This is a genomic window from Clostridium bornimense (assembly GCF_018917145.1).
In the GTDB taxonomy this organism is placed as follows: domain Bacteria; phylum Bacillota; class Clostridia; order Clostridiales; family Clostridiaceae; genus Clostridium_AN; species Clostridium_AN bornimense_A.
On record NZ_JAHLOD010000060.1, the window covers coordinates 1 to 18111 of the forward strand.

The 18111-nt window shown below is 28.6% G+C and carries 18 protein-coding genes and 1 pseudogene; 5 read left to right on the forward strand and 14 right to left on the reverse strand.

What is annotated here, in order from left to right:
* The 3 genes from KQI30_RS14825 to KQI30_RS14835 form a co-directional block, all read right to left on the reverse strand.
* On the reverse strand, positions 1 to 482 hold a 482-nt coding region (locus KQI30_RS14825; RefSeq protein WP_367397866.1), incomplete at its 3' end, for a helix-turn-helix domain-containing protein.
* Positions 483 to 597: 115 nt separating this feature from the next.
* On the reverse strand, positions 598 to 1527 hold the full coding sequence (locus KQI30_RS14830) for an MFS transporter (protein ID WP_216464128.1): 930 nt from the start codon (positions 1525 to 1527) through the stop codon (positions 598 to 600).
* A 250-nt stretch (positions 1528 to 1777) separates the two neighbouring features.
* Positions 1778 to 2317, reverse strand: coding sequence for a hypothetical protein (locus KQI30_RS14835; protein ID WP_216464129.1), 540 nt, complete (start codon positions 2315 to 2317; stop codon positions 1778 to 1780).
* Between the two features lie 242 nt (positions 2318 to 2559).
* On the opposite strand from KQI30_RS14835, the gene KQI30_RS14840 reads away from it, so the two are divergent.
* Positions 2560 to 3579, forward strand: a complete 1020-nt coding sequence (locus tag KQI30_RS14840; RefSeq protein ID WP_216464130.1) for a hypothetical protein — start codon at positions 2560 to 2562, stop codon at positions 3577 to 3579.
* Positions 3580 to 3610: 31 nt separating this feature from the next.
* On the opposite strand, the gene aroA is transcribed toward KQI30_RS14840, so the two are convergent.
* The 6 genes from aroA to KQI30_RS14870 form a co-directional block, all read right to left on the reverse strand.
* Positions 3611 to 4903 (reverse strand): 3-phosphoshikimate 1-carboxyvinyltransferase, encoded by a 1293-nt coding sequence (gene aroA / locus KQI30_RS14845; protein WP_216464131.1) that lies wholly within the window; start codon positions 4901 to 4903, stop codon positions 3611 to 3613.
* 202 nt (positions 4904 to 5105) lie between these two features.
* The gene (locus tag KQI30_RS14850) at positions 5106 to 6854 is read right to left on the reverse strand and encodes an ABC transporter ATP-binding protein (RefSeq protein WP_216464132.1); all 1749 of its coding nucleotides are present in this window, start codon (positions 6852 to 6854) and stop codon (positions 5106 to 5108) included.
* 11 nt (positions 6855 to 6865) lie between these two features.
* Positions 6866 to 8611, reverse strand: coding sequence for an ABC transporter ATP-binding protein (locus KQI30_RS14855; protein WP_216464133.1), 1746 nt, complete (start codon positions 8609 to 8611; stop codon positions 6866 to 6868).
* Positions 8608 to 10074, reverse strand: a complete 1467-nt coding sequence (locus KQI30_RS14860) for an ABC transporter ATP-binding protein (protein WP_216464134.1) — start codon at positions 10072 to 10074, stop codon at positions 8608 to 8610. The genes KQI30_RS14855 and KQI30_RS14860 overlap by 4 nt, the downstream gene beginning before the upstream one ends.
* 24 nt (positions 10075 to 10098) lie before the next feature.
* Positions 10099 to 10824: an energy-coupling factor transporter transmembrane component T gene (locus KQI30_RS14865; protein WP_216464135.1), complete on the reverse strand. Its 726-nt coding sequence runs from the start codon at positions 10822 to 10824 to the stop codon at positions 10099 to 10101.
* Positions 10824 to 11408, reverse strand: coding sequence for an MptD family putative ECF transporter S component (locus tag KQI30_RS14870; protein ID WP_216464136.1), 585 nt, complete (start codon positions 11406 to 11408; stop codon positions 10824 to 10826). The genes KQI30_RS14865 and KQI30_RS14870 overlap by 1 nt, the downstream gene beginning before the upstream one ends.
* A gap of 200 nt (positions 11409 to 11608) precedes the next feature.
* Between KQI30_RS14870 and KQI30_RS14875 the strand changes: the two genes are divergently transcribed.
* The gene (locus KQI30_RS14875) at positions 11609 to 12616 is read left to right on the forward strand and encodes a helix-turn-helix domain-containing protein (RefSeq protein WP_216464137.1); all 1008 of its coding nucleotides are present in this window, start codon (positions 11609 to 11611) and stop codon (positions 12614 to 12616) included.
* Between the two features lie 37 nt (positions 12617 to 12653).
* Here KQI30_RS14875 and KQI30_RS14880 read toward each other — a convergent pair whose 3' ends face one another.
* Complete coding sequence (locus KQI30_RS14880; RefSeq protein WP_216464138.1) at positions 12654 to 12959, reverse strand: hypothetical protein; 306 nt, start codon at positions 12957 to 12959, stop codon at positions 12654 to 12656.
* Positions 12960 to 13417: 458 nt separating this feature from the next.
* Between KQI30_RS14880 and KQI30_RS14885 the strand changes: the two genes are divergently transcribed.
* The gene (locus tag KQI30_RS14885; RefSeq protein WP_216464139.1) at positions 13418 to 14245 is read left to right on the forward strand and encodes a hypothetical protein; all 828 of its coding nucleotides are present in this window, start codon (positions 13418 to 13420) and stop codon (positions 14243 to 14245) included.
* A gap of 151 nt (positions 14246 to 14396) precedes the next feature.
* Here the strand turns inward: KQI30_RS14885 and KQI30_RS14890 are convergent, their stop codons facing one another.
* Positions 14397 to 14561: a hypothetical protein gene (locus KQI30_RS14890; RefSeq protein ID WP_216464140.1), complete on the reverse strand. Its 165-nt coding sequence runs from the start codon at positions 14559 to 14561 to the stop codon at positions 14397 to 14399.
* Positions 14562 to 15281: 720 nt separating this feature from the next.
* On the opposite strand from KQI30_RS14890, the gene KQI30_RS14895 reads away from it, so the two are divergent.
* Both KQI30_RS14895 and KQI30_RS14900 read left to right on the forward strand, forming a co-directional pair.
* Positions 15282 to 16148, forward strand: coding sequence for a hypothetical protein (locus KQI30_RS14895; RefSeq protein ID WP_216464141.1), 867 nt, complete (start codon positions 15282 to 15284; stop codon positions 16146 to 16148).
* 148 nt (positions 16149 to 16296) lie between these two features.
* Entirely contained in the window at positions 16297 to 16653 is a 357-nt protein-coding gene (locus KQI30_RS14900) for a DUF3139 domain-containing protein (RefSeq protein ID WP_216464142.1), read from the forward strand.
* Positions 16654 to 16753: 100 nt separating this feature from the next.
* Here the strand turns inward: KQI30_RS14900 and KQI30_RS17720 are convergent, their stop codons facing one another.
* The 3 genes and pseudogenes from KQI30_RS17720 to KQI30_RS17730 form a co-directional block, all read right to left on the reverse strand.
* Positions 16754 to 16879 carry a hypothetical protein gene (locus tag KQI30_RS17720; RefSeq protein ID WP_437177741.1) on the reverse strand — a complete coding sequence of 42 codons (126 nt, stop codon included), beginning with the start codon at positions 16877 to 16879 and terminating at the stop codon, positions 16754 to 16756.
* 134 nt (positions 16880 to 17013) lie between these two features.
* Positions 17014 to 17529, reverse strand: a pseudogene (locus tag KQI30_RS17725) (transposase); the annotation flags it as partial.
* A gap of 110 nt (positions 17530 to 17639) precedes the next feature.
* Complete coding sequence (locus KQI30_RS17730) at positions 17640 to 17738, reverse strand: transposase (protein ID WP_437177742.1); 99 nt, start codon at positions 17736 to 17738, stop codon at positions 17640 to 17642.
* Positions 17739 to 18111 lie beyond the last annotated feature (373 nt).

An 18111-nucleotide genomic window follows, 5' to 3' on the forward strand; every position in this document is an offset into this window, starting at 1 on the left:
CCAAAATCAAATTCTACTACATCTCCTGGAGCATATTCTTGCTTTATAAATGCTTCTTTTTTTGTTTTTTCTAATTTATTAACAACACTTATAACTGATGAATAACTTATATTAAATCCTTCTTTTAATAGAGCCTCGTGTATATCTATTTTCTTCATCTGTTGTTTAGAGAAACCTTTTAATCTTTTTGTTTCATTCTCTTTTAAGAAGGTTTTAATTTTTTCAATAACCTCATCGGTAACTGCTGTTTTAACTCTAGGAGATGATTTATATTTAGGTTTTTTAGTGATATCTTCAATTAAATCTGCTTTTTCAATGTCCGATAGGGCATACCCCAATTCTTGTACTTTACTTTCATATTCACGTATATATTTTCTAATCGTATCTCTGGCTACGCCAGTTCTGCGAGAGATTTCCCTTTGAGACATATTATCTTTAGTGTAATAAAGTATAATTTTTTGTTTTTCATTCAATGTAATCACCTTCCATGACAACCTCTTTTCTTAATATTATTACCAATTAGTATTTCAAAAAGAGGTTTGGAAAATACTAGGTGGAAGAATTTTTAATTACTTTTTGGTACAGTAATAGTATGTGCTAAACAACTGGTACAAAGAGTAACATTCCTTCCAATGCAGATATCGTAATATATACAATAACAGCTATTTTATACTTTTTCTCCTTTGCTATTTTCATTTTGTAATTAATTGATCCACCTAATACACGACCAACTACCATAAAGAACATAACATACATGTAAATATATTCTCCATTAACATAACCTTTTTTAAAGAAAGGTAGCAATAAAACATCTTCAGCTGATGTTGAAAACATTGTTATAGCAAAATATATAGTAATTGCTAAAAGCCCTTTTTCCAATTTTAAAAATTTAATTCCTTCCTTAAACGTTTCTTTATATTTACTTCTGGAAAATTTTTCATCTCTTATCGCATAACTTTCTTCTATTTTGATTTTTGTTTCCAATAACGCTGAAATAAGAAAGGTAACTCCATCAAAAATAAGAATTGGTCCAACTCCACATAAATTATAAACAAATGCTGAAATTGGTAACATAATCATTGATAATGATTTTAAGGTAGAATCTATAGAGTATGCCTTAGAATAATTTGATTCATCAATTAACATGGGATAAAAGCTTTCATATGCTACATAATAAATACTGCTAATGGCTGATAATATTATAGAAAATATAATTAATATTGTATAAGAAAATGTTCCTAAATAAAATATCAATGCTTCTATTAAATAGAGAATACTACAGAAAAAATCTAATGTATATATAATTTTACGTCTTGAATATCTGTCTATAAAAGGTCCTACAACAATAGGCATTATTAGAGTAGCTAACGTAGTTAAGACTAAGTACATAGAATACATAAAAGTAGATTTTGTAGTATCTAATATTAATAATCCCATGGCAAAATTAGAAAAACTACTTCCTATCAGTGATACAACACTTCCCATAGTAATTAATGTGAAATTTTTATTCCATAGTTTATTAGTCATTTTCCCCTCCAAATTTTGCTTGTTCATCTTATAAATTTATTATACCTCTTATTTCAACCGCATAAAAGGTAGCATTTTTGAGAAAATTTAACACAAAGCTATGTATTAATACCTTCTAAATAACACATATAAAGAAAATTCACATATATTTCTCTTGTTATCTCAAGAATTTCTTCATATTTACCTAACTCTACAAAACTAGCAGCAATATTGTAATAAATGCCACAAACCTTATATTCAAATTTGTTTTTTAATGCTCTTCAACATACTTTAAAAATTCTGGTGTCTTTGACCAATATTTCACTCCCCAATTTTCAAAATTCCACTCCTCCATATAATTATTACACTCATAATCTATATAAAATATTTTATCTTCATTTACCACAAAATTAGTTGGAAAGTAATCTATGTTGGTATTTGCATCATATAATAATTTACACATATCCTTTATTTGATCAATATAAATGTTCTTCATTTCATCAGATAGTATCAAATTATAAATAGTTTCTCCTTCTATGTATTCTTTCAAAATTCTCTCATTTTCTTTATCAACATCTAGCATCTTAGGCATTCTTATTCCTATTTTCTTGAGTTTCTCATAATCTGTTAACTCTGCCTCGATTTTATTTCCAAAGTTGTAATATTCACAAGGTTCATGGTGAATTTGTTTTAATACAAAATCACCGGTTTCATCATGAACTAAATAAGAATATCCTCCTTTTCCTTTCCCTAATAGTCTATCAACTTTATATTCTTTGTTATTTAACACAATCCTCTCCACTCTATACATCCCCTTTAATACTAGTCACTTTTAAGAAAATTTTACCACTATTAATTATAATGGACAACAGCTTTTTCTTAATTGCCTACAAATATCTATTTATTGATTGAATTTACATAAAATGATATTATATATTTAATAATGAATTATATATAATTTTAACTAGAAACGACACATGTAGTGCAATGCACGTAAATCTGATTACGGTACAAGCACTATATGTGTTTATTTTTTTATGGAGGAAAGGTTTTATGATTACATTTCAAAGTAACAACGTCATTGATTCTGCAATGAAAAATCTATTATTATCAATAATAAAAGTAAATAAATATCTCTCATCAATTCTGAATTATAATGAAAAATTTCTAAGTAAAAAAAATGAAAAAGAACTAATAAATATATTAAAAGAATATAATATACCCTATGATAGTTTAAAATATGATTCAAAAATTCTCACTGATAATCCCTATTATAAAAATATTAAACTTGATAACATTCATTATGGTAATGTTAAATATGAAAAAACAACAATAAAAAAACGAACACTAATGAGTATGAATTTTCATCAACCTCTAGGAAAATATCTGTTTCACTATCACCCCCTAGGATATTTTGATACAAATGTTGATTTGCCAGCATTAAAAGAAGGAGATAAAGTATGGATGTCTCCTGCTGTTAGTGAAATAAAAAGCATGCAAACTGGCATCGATAAAGGTCATGGTAAATGCCTTACCATGGGGCTTGGAATAGGTGTTCTTCCCTATCTTTGGCTTCTTAAAGATGAAGTTGAAAGTGTAACTATAATTGAGTTTAATAAAGATATCATTAATTTATTTGATACTTATATAAGACCACAATTTAAAATTCCTAAGAAACTTAAAATTATTCATGGTGACGCATTTGACTACTACAGAGAGGACTTTCTAAATCAATTCGATTATATATACATAGACTTCTGGGAATCAACAGAAGATGGCTTAGATTCTTATATACGACTTATGGAAAAGAACATAGATATGTCCAATATCGATTACTGGATAGAGGATTCCATATTATATGATGTAAAATACATTGTAGCCTTATATCTGCTTGCAGTATATGAAAATAGGAATATATCAAATTTTATATCCTCAGTTGATGAAAATTTTAAGATAATTGCTAATAAAATAAATAAGTATTTCAGAACAATGAATGAGACTATCAAAACTGAAGATGAATTATTAACATTTATACATAATAAAGAAATTCTAAAAAAGATACTCGCTATGTAATATAAAGGTGTCTACACCCTAGACACCTTTATCACTTAATAGTTAATTTATCAATTATATCAAAATAGTTCTCAAAAGTTTTTCCACAACACTTATAATTTTTAATAGTTATTCCTCCAGTACGTAATCCTATTAATGTAAATGCCATAGCCATTCTATGATCATCATATGTTTCAACTACTCCTGGTGAAATTTTTCCTGGTTCTATATATATGCCATTACAATTTTCACTTTCCCTACACGTTACTCCAAGATTAGTTAATTCATTTATAATAGCTGCTATTCTATCAGTTTCCTGAAATCTAATATGCGAAATATTTTTAATTATTGTATTTGAAGTTGCAAATGGTGCAATGGCAGCCAATGTCATTGTTTGATCCGAAAAATCATTCATATCCACAGTAACGCCATGATATATTCCATCCCTTGGGCCTTTAACTTCTATTCCAATATTAGTATCTTTCATAGAGCATCCTAATTGCTTTAGTACATCTAAAAACTTAATATCTCCCTGTATTGAATCCAAGTGAATATTTTTAACTACTACATCTACTCCAAGTAATGGTGACATAGCATAAAAATAACAAGCTCCTGACACATCAGGTTCAATCTTATAATTAACCCTTTTATATGATAAATTATGAGGTATATAAAATTCGTTCTTATCACAAATCACATCAATTCCAAATTGCTTCATCATTGAAAGAGTAAGTTTAATATATGCCCCATCAGTCCTACTACCAACTATTTTCAATTTTAATCCCTGAGGCAACATTATTCCAGCCATAAGTAAGGCACTTACAAATTGACTACTTACAGTTGTATCCATTTCTATCTCATTGCACTTTATCCCATTTGAATGTATCTGTAATGGAAAGTGTCCTTCTTCATCAAGACAATTTACTATAACTCCAACGCTACGAAGGGCTTCTACTAATTGTCTCATAGGTCTTTTCTTCATTTGGTCTGATGATTCAATAAGATAATTTCCTCCAGCAAAAGCTACCATTGCTGTTAAAAACCTTGCCGCTGTTCCTGCACTTCTAACATTTATTTTTGCATCTTTATTAGGAATTCTACCTCCAAGTCCATAAATTATAACCTCTTTTTTATCCTCATCAATTTTCACCTCAAAACCAAGTTCAACTAAACAAGATAAGAAGGCTCTTGAATCGTCACTAAATAACACCCCTTCTAATCTACAAGATCCGTTTGATAATGCTGCCAACATAAATGCACGATTAGTTATGCTTTTAGAACCTGGTACAACTACCTCTATTCTTTCGCATTTATTGAACTTATTTACTATGTAATTATATTTCATAAATTCTCCTTTCTTTCACCGTTAAATTGATCATTCATCTCTCTTTTATACTTAATAATACATTTAAGGAATTTATTGGTCAATATTGCTTACACATTTATGCAGAAATATTTTGAATTTCCTTCATTGTTTTATCAATTACTAAAAAAGAGCCTATCACCACAAATGTGATGGGCTCTATAATTAATTTTATATCACTATATTAAACAACCTCAGCACCATTTAATTGCCATTCAATAGCCTTTTGTCTTGCAAAAATAAACTCTCTATATAATCCTTTATTTTTCATTAATTCCTCATGTGTTCCTCTCTCTACAATATTACCATTATTTAAAACAATTATCTGATCTGCATTACGAACAGTTTTCAAACGATGTGCTATCATAATAATAGTTTTATCATGAGTAAGTGCCTCAATAGCTTGTTGCAATTCTTCTTCACTTTCTGGGTCAACACTAGATGTTGCTTCATCAAGAATAATAATAGGAGAATCTTTTAGTATTGCACGTGCGATAGATAATCTTTGCTTTTCTCCCCCTGATAAAGTACCTCCACCTTCTCCAATAATGGTATTATATCCATCAGGTAATTTCATAATAAAGTCATGACAACAAGCTTTTTTAGCTGCTTTTACAACTTCTTCATGAGTAGCATCTGGTTTTCCGAATTTAATATTGTTTTCAATAGAATCGGCAAATAAATATACATTTTGGAAAACCATACTTATGTTCTTCATTAAACTATCTAATTTAAAATCACGAACATCATTTCCGCCAATTGTAATCTTCCCTCCGTTAACATCCCAAAATCTAGCTATTAAGTTACACATAGTAGTTTTTCCGCTTCCAGATGGTCCAACAATAGCTGTCGTAGTTTTAGCCGGTATAGAAATATTAACCTTATCTAATAATTTACGATTTCCATAAGAAAATTCTACATTATCAAATACTATATCAGCAGATTTTACTTCAATATCTTTTCCATCTACATCCATTATTGGAGTATCATCAATAGTATTCGCTGTATCCATTGATGCTGCTAACATTTGTAGTAAAGAAGCCATATTACCTGCATTCTCTAAGTCTCCAAATATCATAAATGAAGCAATTACAAACATTATTGCATATGGAAGTGATAGTGTACCCTCTACATAAAAATAAATTGAAGAAAGTAACATTATAAAACTAAAAATACTACTAACAAATTCTTTTAATCCATCATATGGTACACTTTTATGTGTCAATCTAATATTATTTTTACAACTCTCCTTAATAGCACTAAGTATTGATTGTGAACTTTCCTTCTCCATTCCAAATGCCTTTACAACACTCATTCCTTGTATATATTCTAATACTGATTCTACTAAAGTTTCTTGTCCACTTTGTCTCTTAATACTTAATTCTACTGATTTACTTTGTGAAATTTCAGTAACTATCAAGTAACATAGTATACCTACCGCAGCAACTATCCCCATTTTTACATTAAAACATAGAATAGCTAACATTAATGCTATTGAATTAAAGAACCCTCCCACTACTGTAACAAGGACTCTTGATGCTGTATTCTCCACATCGCCTAGAGTTGTTGTTACTATAGCTGTTATATTGCCTATACTGCTCTTGTTGAAATACCCCATAGGAATATAACGTAATCTATCACCAATATGAATTCTCTTTTCGGCAACCATACCATATCCTGTTTCTGTTTGATCCATTGTTGAAAAATAAGTTGTAATTATTCTTCCCACCATAGATAAAAGCATTATTCCAAAAGATATAAAAATTATTTTACTCTCTCTATTATTTGATATTACTCCATCTAAAACCACATATAAAGCTACAAACTGTAATGCAGAGAATATTCCACAAAAGAATGAAAATACTAGCGATCTTTTAAGAAGTCTCTTTTTATCTCCTGCAAAATCAAATATTTTTTTTAATGTTCCATACATAGCTATCCCCCCTATTCATGATCCTTTGCGCCAATATGTTTTTCCCACATATCCTTATATAGTTTGCAATTATTAACAAGCTCTTTATGAGTTCCTTCGGCCTCAATTTTACCTTGATTTACAACTATGATTTTATCAGAATCTACTATAGTAGATAGACGATGTGCTATAATGATTAATGTTTTACCAGCAGTAAGTGCTGATATTGCTTTTTGAACTAATACCTCATTCTCTGGATCGATATAAGCTGTTGCTTCATCCAAAATAACAATTGGTGCATTCTTTAACATTGCACGAGCTATTGCAATTCTTTGTCTTTCTCCACCAGATAAATGAGAACCACCATTTCCTACAATTGTGTCATATCCATTTTCTAATTTACTTATAAATTCATGGCAACCGCTCTTTTTAGCCACTGCCTTTACCTCTTCATCACTAGCTTTTGGATTACCCATTCTTATATTTTCCATAATACTTCTATTAAATAGATAGTTATCTTGAGATACATAGGAAATCTCATCACTAAGTTCTTTAAGTGGAATATCATTTAACTTATATCCACCTAATGTTATATCTCCTGAGGTAACATCCCAATAACCTGCAAGTAACTTGGCAATAGTTGATTTACCTGAACCAGATGGTCCTACAAAAGCATTTATAGTACCTGGTTTAATATCAAAATTAATTTTATGAAGAACTTCTTTATTATCATCATATGAGAAAGATACGTCATTAAATTTGATATAATTATCTCTTAATGTTACCATCTTATCTTTGTGGTCTAATTCTTTTGAATTTAATAATTCATCTATTTCCTCAACATTAGTTTGAAGTATTGCCAAATCATCCATATAAGTAAAAACAGACATTATTGGACTTATTAATCCCATTGAAAAAATAATTATTGATAGGAATGTATTAATGTCTAGACTTCCATTTTTCCAAAATAAAAATCCAAAAGGTAAAATGCAAATAAGAACTGATGGTAAAATTCCATTATAAGAACTCATAGTCTTTTGGTTATCTCTCATCCAATCGATATAATAGTTACCATTATAATTTACTGCATTGGAATACTTTTTATATGAACCGGCAGATTGACTAAAAGCTTTTACAACTTCAATACCTCCAATATATTCTACAACAGCATTTGCCATATCTTTTCCTGCCTTTACAGCACCTTCCCATTTTACAGGATAACTTTTCATTCCTGCTGACATTACAATAATACCAACAATAAGAGTAACAAGAGATAATAGTGCCATACGCCAATCTAAGATAAATAAATAAACTACTATAAATAAAGGAACTAATATATTAGATGTCATTTCAGGAATAAGATGAGCAAAGGTTGGTTCCATTCCTTCTATTCTATCAACTATAGTAGTTTTATATTGTCCAGAAGGTGTATTTAAAATTGTCCCCATAGGAACTTTAGCTAATTTCCTTATTATATTTTCTCTTAAATCCCTTAAGGTATAATATGTTGCAGTATGGGAAATAGCTGTTGAAACATTAGAAAAAATTACTCTCCCTAAGTAACCTATAAGTGCTATGAAAGAAACTATCAAATAAGATGATATTGTCTTCTCTTTATTTATCATTTTTATAATAATATCAGCAGCACAAAAATAAGGTAGCATCCTACAAATAACCCCTAGAGTTGCACATATAATACTAATAATAAACTTTCCATGGTATGCTTTTGCCCATCCCCATAAAATGCTCATTGCTGAATCTTTCTTTTGTTCATTCATATTAAAGATTCCTCCTTTATAAAATATTTTTCAACCTTCAATAACCCCTCTTCATTAACAAGATATTGATCTACGATATTTCCATCCTCTAACTGAATAATATCTGTACAACAATCTGCAATTAATTCTAAATCATGAGTAATTACATATATCGTTTTACCTTCTTTCTGCAGTTTTTTTAATATATCAGCTACCTTTTTCATATGTTTAAAATCTAATCCACTAGTAGGTTCATCAAAAATTAAAATAGGTCTATCAGATGCCAATGCTGATGCTATTGCAACTCTTTGTTTTTGACCTCCCGAAAGCGACATTGGGTGTTTTTCTTTATACAAACTAAGATTTAACTTTTCCAAAATCTCATTTTCTAAATTCTCATCCTCATCTTTCATACTTATCCTAATTTCATCATAAATACTTTCTGTAAATAGTTGATGGTTTACTTCTTGCATAACCATATAACATGTATTCAGTCTATCCTTTGATTTCAGCACCTTATCATTAAATATTACTTTGCCGCAATGTTTTTCTAACCCACAAAGGCATCTTGCAAAAGTCGATTTCCCTGCTCCATTATTTCCAACTATCGCTACAATTCTTTCTGCTGGAATTTTACACTGATTTATTTTCAAAACTTCTGACTGATTTTTATATGCAAAACAAAAATCTCTTAGTTCTAATTCTTTTTCTAAAGCTGTCACTTTATCTGTAACTTTTATCTCGTTTAAAGAATATATTCTTAATCCCATATCCATTCTTTCTTTTGTAGATAATTTTTTAAAGCTTTCTTTTGTATATTCCTTTTCTATTTTCCCATTACGCATATATATAAATCGATCCATCAATCCTTGTAAATAAAACAATCTATGTTCTGCTATAATCACCGTCTTACCTTCTTTCTTCCATTCACGAAGAATTTCACGTAATTCCATAATTGATGACAGATCTAAGTTTGATGACGGTTCATCTAATACAAATATATCTGGTTTCATAGAATATACCGATGCACATGCTATTTTTTGTTTTTCTCCACCAGAAAGATTAAAAATACTTCTATTTAGCAATTTTGATATATTAAATATTTCAACTGTACTTTTCATGCGATTTTCGATTTCTTCTTCTGGAACTCCAAAATTTTCACATCCAAAAGCGATTTCGCTATTTGTATCTACATTGAAAAACTGTGATCTAGGATTTTGAAATACACTACCAACTAACCTTGCTGTATCATATAATGGTTGCTTTGAAACTACCTTACCATCAATTGTTACTTGTCCTTTCATTACACCTTCATAAAAATTAGGAATAAGTCCATTTATTAATCTCGTAATTGTAGTTTTCCCACAACCGCTTTCCCCACATAAAACAATAAACTCTCCTTTTGCAATGCTTAGGTTGATATTCTTAATTCCATCTCTTTTTTCATCTAAATACGAAAAAGAAACATCTTCTATTCTTATCAAACTCATTACCTCCCTAAGAATTCTTTACTTACCCATAAAAAATACTACAAAACAACTTGTACAAATTATGATGATAAATATATCTTGAATATGAAATCCAATTCTGCATACATTAGTTCTTTTTACTGGTGCACCTAATCCTCTAGTAAGGGCTGCTGCCGATAATTCTTCTCCTATTTTTACAACAGAAAATATTAGTGGTATCAATCTATATTCTATAATTGAAAGTATGTTTTTCTTACCAAATCGTATTTGTCTCATTTTCATTGCATCATTAATAGCTTCATATTCTTCTCTTATTGTTGGAAAAAATCTAAATACTACTGATAAAGGAATTATAATATTTTCAGGAATATTCATTTTTTTCATAGCTGCAATAAATTCACTTACTGACGTTGATGATAATAAAAATGATGCCATCATAATTCCTGGTGCAAATCTTGTCATTATAGAACATAATGCTAATAATCCAAAAGAAACAATACCACTTGTTAAGTAAATGGCTATTCTTTCAACAATAAAACATAATGAATATAAAATAATATATTTAATAGCTACTCTAAATTGTTTTTCTGAAATTAACAATAAAAATGGTATAGCACTTAAAATAGGTTTTATTATATTCATTACTCCTGTATTTCCAGTACTAAGTAACAAACTTGTTATTGTTATAAGCATAAATATTTTTGTCCTTGGATCTAGTGCTAGTCCAACTTTACTTTCTTCTATATCAATAATAGATGTTTCCATTATGCTATACCTGCTTTTTTAAAGTGTTTCTTTAAAACTGCTTTACCTATTAATCCTCCAAAAATTGCAAAGATAAAACATCCTAATATCACTAATATCAAACTCCACATTGGCATAACTTCCATTACTCGTGTCGCATATTCTTGACCAAAACTACTTTCAAAATGTTCAAATGATTGCTCTACCATAAAATACATTGGTATATATGTTCCAATCATCCATAAACTAAAAACAGAATAACCTAATATATTCTTTTTAATACTCTTATAATTTCCTGACTTCATAATCAAATCACCAAGTAATCCAAAAATAACTCCCAAAGGTACGCCCCAAAATCCCATTCCTGTGATCCCCATAAGTAATCCGCTTAGAACTGCCATTATTGTAACCATACCAAACTTCTTAACTTTAGTTGAAAATATCATAAATGGTATACCAGTAATTAGTGTCCATAATGCACCAAGAATAGGTAAAAATATTGGTACAAACCCAATTGGAATAGCCACTGCACATCCGATTATAAAATAAAGTGCTGTAAATAAACCTATATTAATAAGATCTTTTGCCTGTAACTTATTTCTCATTTAAATACCCTCCACATTTGATAATGTTAATCAATTGATTTTAACTATCATTAATATACCACACCCTGGAATTATATTCTATATTTGTTTATCTTTTTAGCTCCAAATGACATCGGGTATTTTTATTGACTAACAGTAGATGTAAACTTATAATAAAATTAATTGATAATAGCTCTCAATAACTTGGAGGTAACTCTTTTATGAATATAAATGAAATTATAAAACAAAGTACAGAAATAGATGGTATTTCATTAAAAAAGAATTCTAATAGCATTGAGCTTCATTTTGAACAAGAAAATGGTAAGGGTTCCATGACATTTTTTAACCTATTTCCTGGTATCTCTTTAGCATACATTTTTATAAATTCACCTACATGGCCAATACCAAACTTTTCACAAGAATCTTCGTCTTCTATTCCTCTATCAATAAATTATTGTATCTCTGGTCGTTGTGAATTATTTTTAGATAATGACACCTTTGTTTACTTAGCAAATGGAGATTTTTCTATTATTAAAAGACCTGCTCAAAAGCAATACACATACCCACTTAGAATCTACGAAGGTATTGAACTTTTTATTGATATAGATATTATTTCCAAAGAAGCTCCATTCATTAATGAAACTTTTCATCTAGATTTTCATAAACTTCTTGATCTATACTGTCCTGCAAATAAAACCTATATTTCTCATTGTACTGAAAATACCAAACAAATTTTTTCTAAGATATGGGCACTTTATGATGAAGAACCTTCAAAATCTATATTCTCAATGCAACTGTATGTTTTAAAATTATTAGATATATTATTAAATAAAAAACATATACCAACTACTAAATCTTCAACTTTTTTTACTTCTACACAAGTTGAAATAGCTCAAAAAACAGAACATATTATAACATCAGATTTAAAACACCATTATCCAGCTTGGAAGCTTGCTAAGCTTTTTTCAATAAGCGAAACAAGTCTTAAAAATTATTTTCGCGGAGTTTATGGTCAAAATATATCTGTATATTTACGAGAAATTCGTATGAATGCAGCAGCCAATATGCTAGCAAATACCAAGATGCCTATTTCAAAAATTTCCGAACAAGTTGGGTATAGTAATCAAAGTAAATTTGCTTCTGTATTTAAACTACAATATAAAATGTCACCTTTAGAATACAGAAGGAAAAAGGTCCTTGAACAAATTCAGGGCAATAATCATTATTGATTACTGCCCTGAATCATTTTTATATTTATTTTCAAATTTAAATTACTCCTGAATTATAAAGCTCTCTTGTATCTAGTTCCCCTTTGTCTTTTAAATAATTATAATGTCTTTCTATTATAGTTTTAGAGATAGGCTGAATAGTTAATCCTACTTCCTCTAATGCCCTTTTAGTATTTTCTACAGAGAAATTAATTTGTTTTGATACATCCCATAATTGATCATCAAAAAACTTGATAAATGGTAAAATAGCGGATATTCTATCCAGATTTTCAACCTCTTTAACCCATTGATTTTTAGAAATCGGTTGAAGAATTATCCCCTTACTTTCAGCCCAATCAATCATTTCATTAAAGTAAACTGGCTTAGGATTTATTAGATGATACGCTTGACCTAAATTGTTGCTCCTTCCTGATATTGCAACAATAACTTTTGCTACATCATCAACAGTTATAGGCTCAATTTTACCATCAATATCAGGATATCCATGAACATCTAAAACACTTTTTAATTACTTTTTGGTACAGTAATAGTATGTGCTAAACACTACTTACTGATTTTATTTATATTGATATTCTTTCTAAAAGATCTATATCTGCTGCTTTTAGAAATGATATATTAGTTACATTTATTATTAAGTGTAAAGAAGAAGAAGATAATAATAATATAACAAAAATACCTAGTATATTTTCAGATATACCTATAGATACTACATCAAGAGTAGATTTCTTATCAGATGATCAGAAAAGTAAATTAGATGAGTCACCAGACTTAACCAATCCGTCTACTATCGATAAATTAATAATGTTTGATCAAGAAGATAAGGATCATGATAATATACTTGTGAAATTAGAAAAAATGACTTACCTGGAAATTAAACGAGGGGGAAAGTCAGATAAGTTTTTAGATATGATGACACAGATAGCTCTTTTAAAGTCAGTTAAATATCTTAATTCAGTTGATGTAAATATTATTAGATATTATTATACACATTTAGAAAAGATGGTGCTTGGTGAACCAATTAATAAAACAATTTATCAAGTAGTTACAGACCTTGGAATGCCTAATACTCAACAATACTATGAAGTTGTAGAAAATTCTTTAGCTAAGCTTGGAAGCATGAATCTTTCTTATGATATTGAAGGTAATAGTATTCATGGAAATTTACTTGGCTGTATGATATATGAAGAAGATGGTGTAAAGAAAGCAACGGTTTATTTAGGTTCAATATTACAAGCTGTAGTATTAAAAAAGAGTACTTTTGAATATGATGAAAAGATTTTTAATAGCTTAAGTTATGATTCACAACAATTAGCTATATGGTTCCAAAAAAGAAGGTATAGAGCTGCTATTAATAATGATGACTATACGGAAGCTATAGGACTTGGCATATTTTCAACAGCGATATATTGGAATACAAAGCGTAAAGATAGACAAAGAAGTAGAGTTCTTGCTTCTTTAGAAGAATTACAAAATAAGAATCTTATAATTAAAAATTATTCATATGATAAAAAACTATTTCAGTTCAATGTAGAATATATACCATTATCACCAAGAGAGTTAAGTAAGCTAGAATTGAATAATTCTCATAATAATATGTTAAAAGAACCTGAGTATAAGGTTTCAAAATAGAAATGTACGTGACGTAACTTTTAAAATTAATCTTGTATATTCTATTGTAAAGTATGTTATAATATTAGTAAGGAATAAGGTCAAGTATTGATATTGACCTATTGCATTATAATTTGTTAAAGAATAAGTAGCTTAACTTTGCGAGTGTGGGCTACTTTTTTCTTTTAATATCATTATCTTCAGCAACTGAAATTTCAGCTTGAAGTGAATCATCTTTTTTATCTACTTTAGTTGAAAAGTTCTTTCCATGTACAATAGATACTAAGGCTATTATCGTAAATGATAATATAAAAAGTGCCTGAATGAATTCTGTCATGATATCACCTTCTTCCGTCGTTTAAATTACCATAGGTAATTTATCAATACTTGACCTAGAAGAAGGATAACTAATTATAAGTTTCCTTACGTTATTATTATATCATAAAGATATATTGTATAAACATTTTAAATATGGATATAATTACAGATAAACTCCTTTAAAAAGAACAATTGTTTTATCACATCACCACAAAAGCCACTAACAAACGAGGTTAGCGGCTTTTATATTTAAGCTATATTAATGCAATAGCACTTAAAAGATATCTATACTTTACTGTATATGTAGTAGTATTAGCTATAGATGTATAATTAACTAATGAACAAATAACAAACAAAACATAATTCCCTTATGTATATTAAATTATAAGATGATTTTTATAACCTATTTACTATTTAATCCCTCCGTAACTTCATATAGCAATCTAACAGAATCATCATTAGGTATAATATTTTCAAATAAAATTGGTAAGACTAATTGATGTATGTTATTCATGCACTTATTATGTGCAAAAAGAGAGGATTCAATTATTTTTTGAATCCTCTCTTTTTATGGCGTATCATTTTATTTTGATACAGACCCTCTTAATTTGTTGAAAAATATAAATAAAAAGAAAATTATGATGAAATAAATAGAAAAAACTAATATAAAAGTTAAATGTTTACAATAGAGGTAGGATAGGTTATAATTTAGTAGAAATAATTGGAAAGGAGTAAAATGATGAAAAAAATTTTACAAAAAAGTACTATTTTATTACTAATCATAAATATGGTATTACTACTTATAATTTATGATACACAAGATAAAGTTTTTGCTGCATCAGATTCTTCAATATCTGATGAAATAATTGAGAGGGCTTATGACGAAGGAATTAAAGATGGATATATTATATCTACTAAAGTAACTATAGACCAATGGAAAGAGCAAAATGTTGAATATGAGCAATGTTATGAAGATGGAATTAAAGAAGGTGTTCTTCCAGAAGGAAAAGACTATATTGAATGGTTAAAAGAAAATTGTTATGGTCAAGGGCCTAAGGAAGAATTATTTGAAGAAGTTCCTATTACAAACTCTTTAATGCGTTCAACTGTTAACGGATTTACTTTAAAGCGTGGAGATATATTAATAACAAATGGGACAAGTTCAGCGGGGATTTTAGGACATGCTGCTATATGTAATGGTGATAATGTAGTATTAGATATGGCTGGTGCTGGGTTATCAAGCAGACAAAAAAGCCAATCATGGTGGATTAATCACTATAAAAACAACGGTAGTAATAGATGGGTAAAAGTATATCGTATGAAAGATTACAATTTAGCGAAGCAAGCAGCGAGATGGGCCGATAGAAATTATTATTCTACTACAGGTTCATCAACTCAAAACATATTCCCTACTTATAGTTTAAGTGGAAGTTTATATTCAAAAAACCCTTCATATTGTTCGAAGTTAGTTTTTCAAGCTTATTATTTTGGTACAGGAAGTACTCCGGTAATGACAGAGCCACCTTCATTTAGAACAATTCATCCATATGATCTTATTAATTATTTTAACAGTTCATATAAACCTGTTTGCAAACATGTTTATTAAGATTTATAAGATAAGTATATTTTTATAAATAATTGTACAAATATAAGATTAACTAGTTTTTTTTACTGCTTAATCTTATATTTTTTTATGTATAAAGTTGACAAGTAATCAACTAATGTTTATTCTATAATCAACAGGAGGAAACATAATGAAAAAATGGATTATAATAATAATTACTCTAATAGCAATAGTCTTTGGATATACATTTATAGTAAGATATATTTCACATAATAAAATCTATTCATATATTGAAAAACAAGGAATTAACAAGGAAGATATATTAATAGAAGACTTTAGGAAAAATTGGACAGATGGTGGATATATAGATTGTATATATGTTAAAGGAGAAGACGTTAATATTTTTTATGAATATTACTATAAAAATCATGAAGTTGAATTTAATGCAGTAAAATCTGATGAGTCTCATATAAAAGAAGGAATATGGGGAGGGGCTGGACTTACTGAAGAAGAAGAGAAGAATATAAAATATCCACCTTTAAAATAATAATTATATTAAGAAAAAGGAGCTGGTGCAATAGCTCCTTTCTATATTTAATAAATTTATACATGTATTTTTTAGTGTGTTTTTGGTAAAAACTTCATTTTTAAACATCACAAAAAGAAAGTTGATAGATATTATACATATTTTTACTTTTATTTATATTATATCCAGAAGAAAGCAATAGAAATTTTATTCGAATCTTCTTTTTACAACGCATAAGAAATCTCATAAATCCATAATCTTGTTTTAGCACACCAAAATTTCCTTCAACTTAAATTGATTGATTTATCCTAAGTTTTTTCTATATAAATTTGTTATGTTATCTAATGAAATTTCTCTTTATCTTAAGAAGTCTCATGTATCTTTATTAACACAATTATAACAGTTTTCACACTGATATATAGTTATTGCAGAGTTAAATCCTGGTCTAGAATTTCTGTTTTTTGTTTCAACTATGGATAAATTTCGTCCTGCTGCTCAGATGTAAAAGTTACCATCAACATCATATTTCATATCTTCTCTTTTACTTATGTCTTTTTTAAATTTCTTAGTTTTAAATTTTTCATAAGTTTGTGGCTTAATAAATATAGTTTGATTTTTAGAATTTAAGTAACTATAGTTTTCAGCACTTTCGTACTCAGCGTCAGCCGTTACTGCTTGATATTTAACTTTAAAATTAGACTCTAGTCTATCTAAAAATAGAATTAATATTAGTTGATCTAAGCGCTCACTTGAAACATTGACACCAACTATAAATTCACTTTCTACTCCTATTTGAATATTATAACCTGGTTTTAATTGACCATTTTTCAGATGATCTTCTTTCATTCTTATAAAAGTAGCATCTTTATCAGTCTTTGAAAAACTATTTCTACCATCAAAAATATTGTTATATTCATCATATTTACTTTGCTTATCTATAAAACTTTCAATACATTCAAGATGTTTTTAAATGTAACTTTTTCTCTTACCTTGTCCATATACAAATACTATATTTCTATTTTTCTGCTAGAATAAATCCCTTCCATATACCCGTAGACAAGTATTCTAAATAGAGATTCTGGCTCGATTGCTGGATTTCTACCTATTGTAGAGTAACTTTCATATAATTTTGTATAATTTAATTCCTACATAACTTCATATAGCAATATAACAAAATCAACATAAGGTATAATATTTTCAATTGAAATTGGTAATCTTAATTGATGTATGTTGTTCATGCATTTATTATGCGCAAAAAGAGAGGATTCAATTATTTTTGAATCCTCTCTTTTTATGTGCGCCCAGCATGGGCGTACACTAATCGGTGAAAGTCCGTAATGGGGGCTGATAGTGCTAGGGGCATATAGCCTAAGACAAGGGTGTCCATCGCGAGGTGGAATCTGAAGGAAGTCGGCGGCAAACCTTTGGTCTGAGGAACACGAATCACATTAGGCTTGATTTGTGGGTAAGCTTGCATAA

Excerpts from the sequence above, each read along its gene's own strand:
- KQI30_RS14840 (WP_216464130.1), top strand. The coding sequence starts at position 2,560 with ATGATTACATTTCAAAGTAACAACGTCATTGATTCTGCAATGAAAAAT.
- KQI30_RS14885 (WP_216464139.1), top strand. The coding sequence starts at position 13,418 with ATGTTTGATCAAGAAGATAAGGATCATGATAATATACTTGTGAAATTA.
- KQI30_RS17720 (WP_437177741.1), bottom strand. The coding sequence starts at position 16,879 with ATGAGATTTCTTATGCGTTGTAAAAAGAAGATTCGAATAAAATTTCTA.
- KQI30_RS14830 (WP_216464128.1), bottom strand. The coding sequence starts at position 1,527 with ATGACTAATAAACTATGGAATAAAAATTTCACATTAATTACTATGGGA.
- KQI30_RS14890 (WP_216464140.1), bottom strand. The coding sequence starts at position 14,561 with ATGACAGAATTCATTCAGGCACTTTTTATATTATCATTTACGATAATA.
- KQI30_RS14865 (WP_216464135.1), bottom strand. The coding sequence starts at position 10,824 with ATGGAAACATCTATTATTGATATAGAAGAAAGTAAAGTTGGACTAGCA.
- KQI30_RS14850 (WP_216464132.1), bottom strand. The coding sequence starts at position 6,854 with ATGTATGGAACATTAAAAAAAATATTTGATTTTGCAGGAGATAAAAAG.
- KQI30_RS14855 (WP_216464133.1), bottom strand. The coding sequence starts at position 8,611 with ATGAATGAACAAAAGAAAGATTCAGCAATGAGCATTTTATGGGGATGG.
- KQI30_RS14900 (WP_216464142.1), top strand. The coding sequence starts at position 16,297 with ATGAAAAAATGGATTATAATAATAATTACTCTAATAGCAATAGTCTTT.
- aroA (WP_216464131.1), bottom strand. The coding sequence starts at position 4,903 with ATGAAATATAATTACATAGTAAATAAGTTCAATAAATGCGAAAGAATA.
- KQI30_RS14870 (WP_216464136.1), bottom strand. The coding sequence starts at position 11,408 with ATGAGAAATAAGTTACAGGCAAAAGATCTTATTAATATAGGTTTATTT.
- KQI30_RS14880 (WP_216464138.1), bottom strand. The coding sequence starts at position 12,959 with ATGATTGATTGGGCTGAAAGTAAGGGGATAATTCTTCAACCGATTTCT.
- KQI30_RS14875 (WP_216464137.1), top strand. The coding sequence starts at position 11,609 with ATGAATATAAATGAAATTATAAAACAAAGTACAGAAATAGATGGTATT.
- KQI30_RS14835 (WP_216464129.1), bottom strand. The coding sequence starts at position 2,317 with ATGTATAGAGTGGAGAGGATTGTGTTAAATAACAAAGAATATAAAGTT.
- KQI30_RS14895 (WP_216464141.1), top strand. The coding sequence starts at position 15,282 with ATGAAAAAAATTTTACAAAAAAGTACTATTTTATTACTAATCATAAAT.